Below are 15,167 nucleotides of genomic sequence, written 5' to 3'. Positions count from 1 at the left end.
ATGCAATACGGCATATGCCCTCTTAGTGTTGTTCCTGTACGATTAAATCCTGAAGATACCAGCGAATTAATAAGTCAGTTACTTTATGGCGATTACTATAAAGTAATTGACACTCGTAAATTTTGGAGTAAGATCAGGATCGCTTATGATGGTTGTGAGGGATGGATTAGCAACTTACAATTAAGATTTATCACCGAAGAAGAATACACAGCTATTGCTGCTAAAAAAGACCATGTATACGCCAATGATTTGGTTTCTTTTGTAGCGACACCAGAAAATGCGCTGATACCTGTGCTCTTAGGAGCCACCATAAGCAATGCTGCATTATTACAACATACCTTTGAAGGAAGTGCTACGGTAAAATCTTCTAATAAAAATAATCTAATCGAAGTTGCATTGCTTTACCTAAATGCACCATATGTATGGGGAGGAACTACTCCCTTTGGCATAGACAGTTCTGGCTTTACACAAATGGTCTATAAAATTAATGGCCATAATTTACTCAGAACCGCTGGCCAGCAAGCTACGCAAGGTGAAGCATTAAGTTTTATTGAGGAAAGTGAAGCTGGCGATTTAGCTTTTTTTGACACCAATGAGGGGATTATTAACCATGTGGGTATCATCATGCAAAATAATTATATCATTCACGTAAGTGGCACGGTAAGGATTGATCGTATAGACCATACCGGTATTTTTAATACTGATACAAAAACCTACACGCACAAACTAAGAGTAATCAAAAAAATATTTTAAACATATATCTTCTGATTACTTAAGAGCAATAAAAAAGCCTTTACATAATTTGTAAAGGCTTTTTATATTATTAGTAGTACATTAAATTACTCTCCAATTAACTTCTTTAATCTCATGAAGTTTTCATTATCACCTAAAGCTCCATAAATGTTCTTTAATTGCTCTAAGATTCCTTGATTATCTGGATTTAATTTTAAAGCTTGCTCCAAAATATCAGCACCCTTTTGAAACAATCCATCTTTTTTCTTTTTAAGCTCATCGTATTTTGCGATATCGGCTCTAGAATTCCCTAATGAATTCATAGAATCTATCATTCCGTTTCCTTCGTTTACATACGTTGTAGATAAGTTTAATTGTGCATTTACATAACCAGGGTTTATTTCTAAAGCTCTATTATATGCAGCTCTTGCATCTTCAATATTACCTTGCTCCATATTAACAACACCGATATTGTAAAACAAATCTGCGTTATCTGGCTGCAATGCTGTAGCTTCTGCCATTAAAGACTTAAACTTATCTTTATCTCCTAATTTGAAATAAAGATTAGCTTCATTTAAAATTAAGTTAACATCTTCAGGGTCATTTGCACGTGCATCTTTATAAGCACCTAATGCTTTATCATCCTGACCTAATTGCGTATAAATTAACGCGATGTTTTTAATAATTTCTGAACTCTTAGAAGGACTTTTCTCTTCTTTAGGATCTTTGTAGGTCTTAGACTTTACCATAAGATCTCTTTGAGTCTTATCCATTTCTTCAGTTTCACCAGTAGCTACATTAACCGCCGTGTACTTAACTTCAGAACCATCATATCCCAAGTCTTTAAGTTCATTATAGTACGTTAAAGCCTGCTCATATTCTCCTCCATTCACAGCACTACTTGCAGCATAGTACAAGTAAACAGTATCTTTTGGACTCAATTGGTAGCCCATGTACAGTTTTTCTGCTGCTGGTTTGTATTGCTTATTGTTGTTATCTTCAACGGCAGCATTGATTAAATCTGCTGTCATTCCTGATAATTTTTGCTTTGATTCAACCGTATATTTAGCTTTTCCTGACGCTTCTTCCGTAGCAATAGCTTCTTTATAAGACTCAATGGCCGTATTAAAGGCACTTGCATCTCCTTTTTTTGCAAGCATAGCAAAAGTTTCTCCTTTTAAGAAGTGATATTGTGCTTTCATTTTATCATCTGCACCACCTATTAAAGAGGAAGCACTTTCTAAAGCAGTTTTAGCTTCAGCGGCACTACCTGACTTTAATGCCTTTTCTGCAGTTTTTAACTCGTTCTTCTGCGAGAATGCTACCATTGTGCAAGACATTGCAGCTGCTATAAATAATCTAGTTTTCATTTTTAATATAATTTTAATTTAGTGTTTATTCTTCAGTTTCAGTATCCTCAGTATCAATTGCCGTGCCATTCTCCGGATCTACATCCAAATCGTTCACATCTAGCTCATCTACAGCATCTTCGTCTTTCATGACTTTTGCCACAGCTGCGATAGAATCTTTACCTTTTATATTGATTAATCTAACTCCTTGCGTTGCTCTACCCATAACACGTAGATCTTCAACACTCATTCTAATAGCAATACCCGATTTATTGATAATCATTAAATCATCAGAATCAGATACATTTTTAATAGCTACTAAACCTCCTGTTTTTTCAGTAATAGAAATTGTTTTAACTCCCTTACCGCCTCTATTCGTCACTCTATAGTCTTCAATACTTGAACGCTTACCATACCCTTTTTCCGAAACTACAAGAATCTCTTCTTCAAAGTTATGCACAGATACCATTCCTATTACCTCATCATCATCGCTAGCTAAAGTAACCCCTCTAACCCCTGAAGCATTTCTACCCATTGGTCTTGTTTTACTTTCTTCAAAACGAATAGCTTTACCTGATTTAAGTCCTAAGAATATTTCACTAGTACCTGTAGTAAGTTTAGCTTCTAATAACTCATCATCTTCTCTAATACCAATAGCATTAATACCGTTTTGACGTGGTCTAGAATATTGCTCTAAAGAAGTTTTCTTCACAATACCTTTCTTAGTCGCCATAATCACAAAGTGACTATTTACATATTCTTCATCTTTTAAATCTTGCGTACAGATGAATGCTTTTACTTTATCATCACTTTCAATACTAATTAAGTTTTGAATAGCTCTACCTTTTGATGATTTACTTCCTTCAGGAATCTCATAAACACGCATCCAGAAACATTTTCCTTTCTGGGTAAAGAATAACATATACTGGTGGTTGGTACCCACAAATAAATGCTCTAAGAAATCTTCATTTCTAGTAGAAGATGCTTTTTGACCAACTCCTCCTCTATTTTGTGTTTTGTACTCAGAAAGCGCTGTTCTTTTAATATAACCTGCATGAGAAATAGTAATTACTACTTGCTCATCCGGAATCATATCTTCCATACTAAGATCACCACCTGCAAAGTTTATTTCAGAACGTCTCTCATCACCGTATTTAGCTTTTACTTCCGCTAATTCTTCTTTGATAATTTCCATTCTACGCTCTTTACGCGCAAGAATATCTTTTAAATCTTCTATAGTCTTTTTAATCTCATCGTATTCCGCACGTAACTTGTCTTGTTCCAGACCTGTCAATTGGCGTAAACGCATCTCAACGATTGCTTTTGCCTGAATTTCTGTCAGTTTAAAGCGTTCCATTAAGTTTGTTCTCGCTTCGTCTGCATTAGAAGAGGCTCTAATAATAGCGATAACCTCATCTATATTATCAGAAGCTATAATAAGTCCTTCTAAGATATGTGCTCTATCTTCTGCTTTTTTAAGTTCAAATTCTGTTCTACGAACAACTACTTCATGTCTATGCTCTACGAAATAATGAATCATTTCTTTCACATTCAACATCTGTGGTCTTCCATTAACTAGTGCAATGTTATTAACACTAAAAGAAGACTGAAGCGCTGTATACTTATATAAGGTATTTAAAACAATATTAGGAATAGCGTCTCTTTTTAAGATGTAAACGATACGCATACCGTTTCTATCAGACTCATCTCTAATGGTAGAAATTCCTTCTATTTTCTTATCATTAACAAGATCGGCAGTCTTTTTAATCATATCTGCCTTGTTTACCTGATAAGGAATCTCGGTAACAATGATACATTCACGTCCTTGAACCTCTTCAAAAGATGCTTTCGCACGCATTACTACACGCCCTCTACCAGTATGAAAAGCTTCTTTAACACCATCATAGCCATAAATAATTCCTCCCGTAGGAAAATCTGGCGCTTTTATATGGGTGATTAACTCATCAATGGTAATATCATTATTTTCAATATAAGCTATGGTACCATCTACAACTTCTGTTAGGTTGTGAGGAGGCATATTTGTTGCCATACCTACTGCAATACCAGAAGCACCATTTACCAATAAGTTTGGTATTCTGGTAGGTAATACTTTAGGTTCCTGTAAAGAATCATCAAAGTTTAATTGATGATCTACAGTATCTTTATCTATATCTGCCAACATGTCGTCAGCAATTTTACGCATACGCGCCTCTGTATAACGCATTGCTGCCGGGCTATCTCCATCAATAGACCCAAAGTTACCCTGACCATCTACAAGCATGTAACGCAAACTCCATTCCTGAGCCATACGTACCATAGAGTCATAAACAGAAGTATCACCATGTGGGTGGTACTTACCTAAAACCTCACCCACGATACGTGCAGATTTCTTATGAGCACTTGTTGAACGAACACCTAATTCGTACATTCCAAATAAAACTCTTCTATGTACTGGTTTTAAACCATCCCTAACATCAGGTAACGCACGTGACACAATGACCGACATTGAATAATCAATGTAAGCGGATTTCATTTCATCATCTATGTTGATAGGAATTAATTTTTCTCCTTCTGCCATTTTAAAATCTTATATTATTTACTAGGTTAAAAAACATGCCAATATACAGAAAATCGAAGCTATCAATACAATTCTTTCATAGTTTATTTAAGAATTTATCAACAGTTTACACTATAGTGTTATTAATAAAATGAATTGCCTTTAGTTGTGAATGTATGTTTTTTTCCGTCTATTAGATATAATTTATCGAATATAGGAACAGTATTTGTTATTGTTTCAGATAGATTTAGTATTTTTAATGTTGAAAGGAATATATATGGATGATAATTTTTCACCTAGAGTAAAAGATGTAATTGCTTACAGTAAAGAAGAAGCTTTACGACTTGGTCATGATTTTATAGGTACCGAGCACTTAATGCTTGGGCTATTGCGTGATGGAAGTGGAAAAGCAATTAGCATTCTTGACGCTTTAGATGTAGACTTAAATCACCTTCGTAGAAAGGTAGAGATTTTAAGTCCGGCAAATCCCAATGCTACTCCTATGCAAAAAGATAAAAAGAATTTGCATTTGACAAGGCAGGCGGAACGCGCACTAAAAACAACTTTTTTAGAAGCAAAGCTTTTTCAGAGCTCTTCTATCAATACAGCACATTTATTGTTATGCATTCTTAGAAATGAGAATGACCCAACTACAAAATTGCTACATAAATTGAAAGTAGACTATGATGGAGTTAAAGAACAATTCAAATCTATGATTACAAGTGATGATGACTATGTAGATTCACCTACATCAGAATCTTTCCCTAATGATGCCGATGATGCAGCAGAAGGTAAAGAAGGAAACTTTGGAGGAACAACGAATCAGAAAGGAAATAAAAAATCTAAAACTCCAGTTTTAGACAATTTTGGTCGCGATTTAACACAAATGGCGGAAGAAAATAAATTAGATCCTGTTGTTGGTAGAGAGAAAGAAATAGAACGTGTTTCTCAAATCCTAAGTAGAAGAAAGAAAAACAACCCCCTTCTTATAGGAGAACCTGGTGTTGGTAAAAGTGCAATCGCAGAAGGTTTAGCACTACGTATTATTGATAAAAAGGTATCACGTATACTTTATAATAAACGTGTAGTTACCTTAGATTTAGCTTCTTTAGTTGCTGGTACAAAATACCGTGGCCAGTTTGAAGAACGTATGAAAGCGGTTATGAATGAGCTTGAAAAGAATGATGATATTATTCTTTTTATTGATGAAATTCATACTATAGTTGGTGCAGGTGGTGCTACAGGAAGCTTAGATGCTTCTAACATGTTTAAACCAGCATTAGCAAGAGGAGAAATTCAATGTATTGGTGCAACTACCTTAGATGAATACAGACAGTATATAGAGAAAGATGGTGCTCTAGAGCGTCGTTTTCAAAAAGTAATTGTGGAGCCTACTACCGTAGATGAAACTATTGAAATACTTAAAAACATCAAAGGAAAATACGAAGATCACCATAATGTTATTTATACAGATGAATCTATTATTGCTTGTGTAAAGCTTACCAATAGATACATGACTGATCGTTTTCTTCCAGACAAAGCTATTGATGCCTTAGATGAAGCGGGTTCTCGTGTTCATATAGTAAATATGGATGTACCTAAGCAAATTCTAGAGCTTGAAAAGCAACTAGAAGATGTGCGTGAGCTTAAGAATACTGTTGTAAAAAAACAACGCTATGAAGAAGCTGCGAAACTTAGAGATGACGAAAAGAAAATTGAAAAAGATTTAGCGGTAGCCCAAGAAAAATGGGAAGAAGAAAGCAAATTACATAGAGAAACTGTAACTGAAGAAAATGTTGCAGACGTAGTATCTATGATGAGTGGTATTCCTGTAAATAGAATTGCTCAAACAGAGATAACTAAGTTATTTGAGTTACCAGACCTTATTAAGTCCAATGTAATTGGTCAAGATGAAGCGGTTGCTAAAGTAGCCAAAGCTATTCAAAGAAACAGAGCTGGATTAAAAGACCCTAATAAACCTATTGGATCTTTTATTTTCTTAGGTCAAACTGGTGTGGGTAAAACTCAATTGGCTAAAGTTTTAGCAAAAGAATTATTTGACTCTGAAGATGCATTGATTCGTATTGATATGAGTGAATACATGGAGAAATTTGCTATCTCTCGTTTGGTAGGAGCACCTCCAGGATATGTTGGTTACGAAGAAGGTGGCCAATTAACCGAAAAAGTTCGTCGTAAACCTTATGCTGTAGTTCTTTTAGATGAAGTAGAAAAAGCGCATCCAGATGTGTTTAACATGATGCTTCAAGTATTAGATGATGGCTTCTTAACAGATAGTTTAGGCCGTAAGATCGATTTTAGAAATACAATCATTATTATGACCTCTAATATTGGTGCGCGACAATTGAAGGACTTCGGACAAGGTGTTGGTTTTGGTACTTCAGCAATGAAATCTCAAACTGATTCTCACCAGAAAAGTGTTATAGAAAATGCATTAAAAAAGGCTTTTGCACCAGAATTCTTAAATAGAATTGATGATGTAGTGGTATTTAATCCTTTAGAGAAAGAAGATATTCATAAAATTATTGATATTGAGCTTCGTAAATTGTTATTACGAATTAAAGATATTGGCTATGAATTAACCTTATCTGATAAAGCCAAAGATTACATTGCCGAAAAAGGTTTTGATAAACAATACGGAGCGAGACCATTAAAACGTGCTATTCAAAAGTACATTGAAGATGCTTTAGCAGAAGAAATTGTTAGTTCTAAACTACAAGAAGGTGATACTATATTTATGGATCTTGATGAAGAAAAAGATGAATTAACCATAAAGATTGAAAAATCTAAAAAAGAATCTGAAGCCTAATACCTTCTAAATTCAATTAAAAAGAGAGCCAATTGGCTCTCTTTTTTTGTTTTCACTACTGCTATACACGTATGAAAGCCATATATAGCAATTAGGCTATAATCAGATACTTAAAAAGTACTACAACAATATAATTAGCAACAAAATAAATGTAATCATTTTCAATCAATCACATTTCAGTATTCGCAAACTTTAGTTACTTAAGCGATATATAAGCGCTTTATCTATTATTTTTTAACAGTTTTAAGCTTAGTAGTATTTTCGTCCGCGAGACACACTATTTAAAATACGAAGAATGAGTATTGAACAATCGAAAAAAAGAGTCATCGTTCAAGAGTATCATCTTGAAACTGGTATGGTTCAAGTATACGATGATTACATGGTTGCTATTTTTGCCGAAGGCGCGACCATCACTCTAGAAAGAGCTTATCAAATCATAGGAATTGCAGAAATACACTTTAGGGAAAAAAACTTTGGATACATCAGTTTACGAAAAAATTCGTACGCTTTAGATCCTACCGTTTACAACTACATTCGTGAAATTGAGAATTTAAAAGCATTTGCTGTTGTTTCTGTGAAAGAAATTGATATGCATAATTTCAAAATAGAAAAATTATTCTATAAAAATTCTATGAAATTCTTTATAGAATTTGATAATGCTTTAGCATGGATCAAAAGACGTGTAAAAGCTAAATAAAACAGAAAAGCCATTCATTTAACTGAATGGCTTTTTTTTATCGAATCTGTTAATATACCAGAAAGAGCTGAACTGATTAATAGTTATGTACATCAGTCTTTTTTTTCATGGCATCAATCTTTCCACTTCTGTTTGAAGTATTGCCCTAGCATACTCCCCACTACCCCTAAAAGAATAACTATTACCAGCTCTACCCAGTTAAAACCGCTATTCGGAACGTTAGTGACTCTTGAGTAGATAATATACCCAACCACAGGACCGTATGCCACTAAATTAATTACCACCGTTTCATAGTAATTCCTTATAAAAATTACTTTAATTAATCTCGAAACTGATTGCGTTTTTCTTTCTTCTCCTGAACCTTAATTACAAAACCCGCTTTTTTAATACGTACGGTATCATAAACTGGTTTGCTTAAAAGTAGGTTATTAATCTCTGGATCTTTGCTAGAGTATTGCACTTTAAAATGCTTGCCCACCCAACCTGGATAGACTATACTTCCTAATTGAATTGAGCCATTAATTCTTTTACCATCAACATAAAACTTATAAGCAGCATAAGTATTTGTATTTTGGATATCAATTTCAGTACACTCCGCTATTCCATATACAGTATAAAGATTGAAATGATAATATTCTTTGCCATTAGTATAAATAGCATAGATAATAGCAAATAACAATATATACTTTAAAGGAGTTTTAGAGTTAAGAAAACTTTCAAAGTTATTCATTCTCTATTGCTGTTCTTGTTCTTCCATTTGCGGGGGCTGTTCCGGCTGCTTAAATAAATCGACATAGGCATTACCCAAACTATCTATGAGTGCACTAGCGGTGAGTGATTGGTAGCCTGTACTCTCCACCGCAATATCTCCAGAGGTTCCATGCAGGTACACCCCGAAAATTGACGCCGTCAAGGGTTCATAGCCTTGAGCAATTAATCCTGTGATGACTCCAGTTAATACATCACCACTTCCAGCAGTAGCCATACCAGGATTTCCTGTAGTATTTATATAGCCTTGACCATCATATACCGTTATGGTATGCGCCCCTTTAATCACTACAATACAATCATACTTTTTTGAAAATGCTTTTGCTTTTTTTAATTTATCAAAATCGTCTTTCCACTTACCTAACAAACGCTCCAATTCTTTAGGATGTGGTGTTAATACCGTTTGCGCCGGCAAATTCTTTAAAAAGGCTTCATTTAAAGCCAAGATATTAATAGCATCAGCATCTAAGACCAATGGCGTTTTATTGCTTTTGAGAAAAGCACCTAATGCTTCCTGTGTCTCTTTAGCAGTACCTAAACCCACTCCTATTCCAATAACATCGGGCGTGATATCAAAATTAACAGCACTTATACATTCATCCTGATCATCTGTTAGCACCATAACTTCTGGCAAAGCAGTCTGCAAAGGCACGTAACCACATTTAGGTAGGTATGCCGTCACTAAACCAGCACCAGAGCGTAAACAAGATTTTGAGGCTAATTGCACAGCTCCTATTTTACCATAACTCCCACCAATAATTAAAGCGTGACCGTAAGTACCTTTATGTGCAAATTTCTCCCGCGGAATATAAGACGGTAATACCTCTAATTTGCTTATCAATTCATAGTCGACTTCTGTATTCGCTATAAATTCAGCATCAATCCCAATATCTATAATCTCCCATTGATTGGCATAAACACCTGTTTCCGGAAGGAAAAACACCAATTTAGGGGTTTGAAAACTCAAAATATGATTTGCTTTTACAACAGCATCTTCATTCTTTACCGGTTTATCCGTATAAAGCCCCGAAGGTAAATCTACCGCCAGAACAAAAGCATCTGATGCATTAATTTTTTGCATCAACTTAACCACCCAAGCATCTGGATTTCTATTTAATCCAATACCAAAAATAGCATCTATAACAATATCTTCTTTACTAATTTCTGGAAAATCAGAATCGCTATTAATAAAATTTGGCCAAATTTTACGATCTTTTAATCGCTTTAAATTCAATAAAAAATCATCAGAACGTTTCTCACTATAGTTTACGATATGTACTTCTATACTATAACCATGTTCTTGTAAATGTCTTGCGACAGCTACACCATCGCCACCATTATTACCAATACCACAAAATAGCTGAATTTTTACCGGAGCACCCTGAAGTCTAAGGTGTAACCAATTAAAAATTTGAATAGCGACGCGCTCCATGAGTTCATCACTTTTTATTTGCTGTTTTTCTATTGTATATTTATCAGCTTGGTAGATTTGTTTTGCGCTAAAAATCTTCATTCAATAATAATATTTAACATTAATTGCTGATTCCGTAAAAATTTCGGAAATCATTTGATAAGGAACTCAAAAATACTACATTTGACTATATCTTTAAAAGATATAAAGACCTAATAATGGATAGTCAATTTAACCTTTCTACATTTTATATTGCGTGTGATACTACTATCACTTTCAGCACCACTACCCCATTGGGGTAATCTGCTATATACTCGTCCGTTTTCGCATATTCATGCATTTTTATTTTTATTACCACAAAACTATTTCTCATAATGAAAGTTCTAAAATTTGGAGGCACTTCTGTTGCTAACGCTAAAAACATAGCCCTTGTTAAAAACATTGTGGCTAATTCTCAAGTCAATAAAAATATCGTCGTAGTTTCTGCCTTAGGCGGAGTTACAGATTTACTATTAAGTACAGCAACACTAGCTTCTGCTCAAGATAACACCTATAAAAATAGCCTTAAAGAAATTGAGGAAAGACACTTAATTACCATTAAAGAATTGATCCCTGTTTTACAACAAAGCAAGGTATTAAGTAAGGTAAAAAGTGAACTTAACACGTTAGAAACCTTATTAGAAGGTGCTTATTTAATAGGAGAAATTACACCAAAACTATCTGATAAAATTGTTAGTTATGGCGAACTATTATCGTCTTACATCATCAGTGAATATTTTATTGCAGAACAACTCAACTGTAGCTACAAAGATAGTAGAGAACTTATAAAAACAAATTCTAACTTTGGTAAAGCCATAGTAGACTTTGCCACAACAAATTCTAATTGTAAAGAGTTTTTTACGGCCGTTCCTGAACAAGTTATTGTCATGGGTGGCTTCATAGCCTCTTCTACTTCTGGAGATTCTACTACCTTAGGCAGAGGGGGATCTGATTATACAGCTGCCATTATTGCTAGTGCTATTGATGCAGAACTTTTAGAAATTTGGACGGATGTTAGTGGAATGTATACGGCTAACCCAAGAATAGTAAAGCAAGCGATGCCTATTCCGCATATTTCTTATGAGGAAGCTATGGAGCTTTCGCATTTTGGAGCTAAAGTATTATACCCTCCAACAATACAACCTGTACTTTCTAAGGGTATTTCTATTGTCATCAAAAATACTTTTGATGCGGAAAACGAAGGTACCTTAATTACAAAAAATAAAAATGAACTAGGAAAAACTGTTCGCGGCATAAGTCATGTAGAGCATATTGCATTACTCTCGTTAGAAGGGCCTGGTATGGTTGGAATTCCTGGAATCTCTAAACGCTTTTTTGAAGTATTATCACAAGCAAATATTAGCGTTGTATTGATTACACAAGCATCTTCTGAACACTCTATCTGTGTGGGTGTTTCGGATAATGACGCTATAAAAGCGGTACAAATTGTAAATGAAGCTTTTGAATATGAAATATCCTTAGGCAAAATTAAACCTGTTATTGCAGAAGAAGATTTAGCCATTATTGCCCTTGTGGGCGACAATATGAAGCGTCATCAAGGATTAAGCGGTAAAATGTTTAGTACTTTAGGAAAAAATAATGTTAACATAAGAGCAATTGCGCAAGGTGCTTCTGAACGTAATATTTCTGCGGTCATTGTAAAAGATGACGTCAAGAAAGCCTTAAATACATTACATGAGGAGTTTTTTGAAGACAATACCAAACAGTTAAACCTTTTTGTAATGGGTGTTGGTAATGTGGGTACAAAATTCTTAAATCAAATACAGCAACAACGTAAATTTTTAAAAGAGAACCTAAAATTAAATATCCGTGTTATTGGAATTTCTAATTCTAGAACAATGGTTTTTGATGAAGACGGTATCAATCTTAAAAGTTGGGATGAAAAACTAAAAGCTGGAGAAAAAACAGACAAACAAAAGTTCTTTGAAAACATTCAAAAACTAAATTACAGAAATAGCATTTTTGTAGATAATACAGCCAGTGCAGAAGTTTCTGAAACCTATGCATCTTATTTAAAGAACAGTATTTCTGTGGTGACCTGTAATAAGATTGCTTGCTCTTCGGAATACAACAATTACAAAAACCTGAAAGATTTAGCACGCAAATACAATGCGCCATTTTTATTTGAAACCAATGTAGGTGCAGGTTTACCTATTATTGATACGCTTAAAAATTTGATTGCATCAGGAGATAAAATACTAAAAATTCAAGCAGTACTTTCAGGTAGCTTAAATTTCTTGTTTAATAATTTTAATGACCAATCTACTTTCCATGATATTGTTAAACAAGCACAAGAGCAAGGTTATACAGAGCCAGATCCTAAAATAGATTTGAGTGGTATTGATGTAATGCGTAAGATTTTAATTTTAGCACGGGAGAGTGGTAACAAAATAGATATTGAAGAAATAACCAATACACCTTTCTTACCTGAAGAAAGCCTTGCTACCACAAACAATGAGGACTTTTTTGCTTCGCTAATTAAATATGAAGTTGATTTTCAAAAAATGTTTAAAGAGGCTAATGATACCGGCAGTAAATTAAAGTATGTTGCTCAATATGAAGATGGCAAAGCAAGCGTTGGCTTACAGCATATTCCTAAAGGGCACGACTTCTATAATTTAGAAGGTAGTGACAATATTGTATTATTCTATACAGAAAGATACCCTAACCAACCTATGATTATCAAAGGTGCTGGTGCTGGTGCTGAAGTAACTGCATCTGGTATTTTTGCTGATATTATAAGAATAGGTAACTTTTAATCTGTAGGCTATGAATGCAAATGAAATTAGAGTTTTCTGTCCAGCAACTATTGCTAATGTCTCTTGCGGATTTGATGTTTTAGGACTCGCTTTAGATGCTGTAGGTGATGAAATGGTGGTAAGAAAAACAACTCAAAAAGGCATCAGAATTACTAAGCTTACAGGGCAAGATTTACCTATGGAAACCCTACAAAATGTAGCGGGTGTTGCCGGTTTAGCACTGTTAGCACAAAGTGATTACGAAGGTGGTTTTGATATTGAAATTTATAAAAAAATAAAAGCAGGAAGTGGAATTGGCAGCAGTGCTGCCAGTTCTACTGGTGCTGTTTGGGCCATGAATGCCCTTTTAGGCAAACCTTTTTCTCCATTAGAATTGGTGAAATTTGCCATGGAAGGAGAACGTTTAGCAAGTGGCGTAGCCCATGCAGATAATGTTGCTCCTGCCCTCTTTGGCGGTTTTACGCTCGTACGCAGCTACCAACCATTAGATGTTATTAAAATAAATACACCGAAAGAATTATATGCTACCGTTATACACCCTCAGATTGAAGTAAAAACATCTGATTCTAGACGTATCTTAAAGACTACTATTTCTTTAGAAGACGGAATTAAACAATGGGGAAATGTGGGCGGATTAATTGCAGGCTTATTTACAGAAGATTATGAGCTAATTGGAAGATCATTAGAGGACCATATTGTAGAACCCATCCGTTCTATTCTAATACCTGGCTTTGACACGGTAAAACAAAAAGCATTAGAATCTGGCGCATTAGGTTGTGGCATATCAGGTTCTGGTCCTTCAGTGTTTGCATTAAGTAAAGGTATAGAAACTGCAAAAAAAGTAGCACAGGCCATGACTGATGTATACGATAAAATTGGGATAGATTACGACATTCATGTATCTAAAGTAAATACAGAAGGAATTAAAGTTTTATAAATAAGTTTGATGTATCGTTAAATTAAGGATTTTGAGATTAGATCAATTAACATTTTCTAGATTCATAGCTGCCATAGCAGTTGTAATATACCATTACGGCCTAGAAGTGTATCCTTTTAATTTAACACCTTTAAGAACATTATTTGAGCAAGGAAACATAGCGGTAAGTTACTTTTTTATACTCTCGGGATTCATTATGATCATTGCGTACCATCAGCATAAAAAATTAGAATTCTTAGCGTATATTAAAAAAAGATTTGCTCGGATTTATCCTGTGTACTTCTTGGCATTAGTGCTTGTTTTAGCTTTTAAATTATATTACCACAAAGACAGTGAACTCGGCAATCTACTTTTGAATTTACTAATGCTCCAAAGTTGGATTCCCGGTAAAGCCTTAACGTTTAATTACCCAGCTTGGTCATTGGCTGTAGAATTCTTTTTTTACGCGTTATTTCCATTCTTATTCAATACGTTTTATAGCAAGCTGCCCCTTAAAAAATTACTATTTCCGGTACTGACTATTTTTGCTTTAAGCCAAGTAGTGTTTCATTGGGGAATATTCTCAACATCCTACACAGGGTATCCTTCAAAATTTCATGAGTTCCTATTTTATTTTCCACCGATGCATTTAGCAGAGTTTTTAATTGGGAATTTAGCAGGCATATTTTTTGTAAAAAAACTACAGTACCATATTAAAAATTATGATTTAGGTATTTTAATACTTCTTTTCATGATACCTATTATATTATGGTACAATACGCAATTAAATTTTCACAATGGATTATTAGCCTTGCTATTCATCCCTCTCATTTTACTTATGAGTGCAAACTCAGGATATATTACTAAGATTACGAAATATGATCCCTTAATTTTCTTAGGAGAAATAAGTTACGGCATCTACATTTTACAGAGTCCTGTATTTGCTTGGACTAAAGCTATATTAAAAGATTACAGCATCACTAACGAAACCACAAAATTCTATATGGCAACCGCTATGCTAATTGCGTGTTCAGCACTTTGTTTTACCTATATTGAAACACCATTACGCAATTTTTTTAAAAAATTTTAAG

The 15,167-nt window shown here is 34.4% G+C and carries 11 protein-coding genes; 6 read left to right on the top strand and 5 right to left on the bottom strand.

Annotation, left to right across the window (positions count from 1 at the left end; genetic code table 11):
• The gene (locus tag M666_RS11660; RefSeq protein ID WP_025614671.1) at positions 1-753 is read left to right on the top strand and encodes a C40 family peptidase; all 753 of its coding nucleotides are present in this window, start codon (positions 1-3) and stop codon (positions 751-753) included.
• A gap of 86 nt (positions 754-839) precedes the next feature.
• Here M666_RS11660 and M666_RS11655 read toward each other — a convergent pair whose 3' ends face one another.
• Positions 840-2,102 carry a tetratricopeptide repeat protein gene (locus tag M666_RS11655; protein WP_025614670.1) on the bottom strand — a complete coding sequence of 421 codons (1,263 nt, stop codon included), beginning with the start codon at positions 2,100-2,102 and terminating at the stop codon, positions 840-842.
• A 25-nt stretch (positions 2,103-2,127) separates the two neighbouring features.
• A complete protein-coding gene (gyrA, locus tag M666_RS11650) occupies positions 2,128-4,659 on the bottom strand; it encodes a DNA gyrase subunit A (protein WP_029445980.1) in 2,532 nt (843 codons plus the stop codon).
• A gap of 256 nt (positions 4,660-4,915) precedes the next feature.
• Here gyrA and M666_RS11645 point away from each other — a divergent pair, with 256 nt between their 5' ends.
• Both M666_RS11645 and M666_RS11640 read left to right on the top strand, forming a co-directional pair.
• The gene (locus M666_RS11645) at positions 4,916-7,465 is read left to right on the top strand and encodes an ATP-dependent Clp protease ATP-binding subunit (protein WP_024480157.1); all 2,550 of its coding nucleotides are present in this window, start codon (positions 4,916-4,918) and stop codon (positions 7,463-7,465) included.
• 295 nt (positions 7,466-7,760) lie between these two features.
• Positions 7,761-8,162 carry a hypothetical protein gene (locus M666_RS11640; protein WP_024480156.1) on the top strand — a complete coding sequence of 134 codons (402 nt, stop codon included), beginning with the start codon at positions 7,761-7,763 and terminating at the stop codon, positions 8,160-8,162.
• Between the two features lie 319 nt (positions 8,163-8,481).
• Here the strand turns inward: M666_RS11640 and M666_RS11635 are convergent, their stop codons facing one another.
• From M666_RS11635 to M666_RS20800, 3 genes are all read right to left on the bottom strand, one after another.
• Positions 8,482-8,892, bottom strand: coding sequence for a hypothetical protein (locus M666_RS11635; RefSeq protein WP_029445979.1), 411 nt, complete (start codon positions 8,890-8,892; stop codon positions 8,482-8,484).
• Positions 8,893-8,895: 3 nt separating this feature from the next.
• Positions 8,896-10,443, bottom strand: coding sequence for a bifunctional ADP-dependent NAD(P)H-hydrate dehydratase/NAD(P)H-hydrate epimerase (locus tag M666_RS11630; protein ID WP_029445978.1), 1,548 nt, complete (start codon positions 10,441-10,443; stop codon positions 8,896-8,898).
• A 145-nt stretch (positions 10,444-10,588) separates the two neighbouring features.
• Complete coding sequence (locus M666_RS20800) at positions 10,589-10,714, bottom strand: hypothetical protein (protein WP_255352120.1); 126 nt, start codon at positions 10,712-10,714, stop codon at positions 10,589-10,591.
• A 1-nt stretch (position 10,715) separates the two neighbouring features.
• On the opposite strand from M666_RS20800, the gene thrA reads away from it, so the two are divergent.
• Genes thrA through M666_RS20250 form a run of 3 tightly spaced genes read left to right on the top strand, consistent with a single transcriptional unit; the run spans position 10,716 to position 15,166 of the window.
• Positions 10,716-13,160 (top strand): bifunctional aspartate kinase/homoserine dehydrogenase I, encoded by a 2,445-nt coding sequence (gene thrA, locus M666_RS11625; protein WP_029445977.1) that lies wholly within the window; start codon positions 10,716-10,718, stop codon positions 13,158-13,160.
• 10 nt (positions 13,161-13,170) lie between these two features.
• Positions 13,171-14,097, top strand: a complete 927-nt coding sequence (locus M666_RS11620; RefSeq protein ID WP_029445976.1) for a homoserine kinase — start codon at positions 13,171-13,173, stop codon at positions 14,095-14,097.
• A gap of 31 nt (positions 14,098-14,128) precedes the next feature.
• Entirely contained in the window at positions 14,129-15,166 is a 1,038-nt protein-coding gene (locus tag M666_RS20250; RefSeq protein ID WP_029445975.1) for an acyltransferase family protein, read from the top strand.
• Position 15,167 lies beyond the last annotated feature (1 nt).

Origin of the sequence: Cellulophaga baltica 18 (genome assembly GCF_000468615.2) — a bacterium.
GTDB lineage: Bacteria > Bacteroidota > Bacteroidia > Flavobacteriales > Flavobacteriaceae > Cellulophaga > Cellulophaga baltica.
This window is presented reverse-complemented; position numbering and strand designations above follow the sequence as displayed.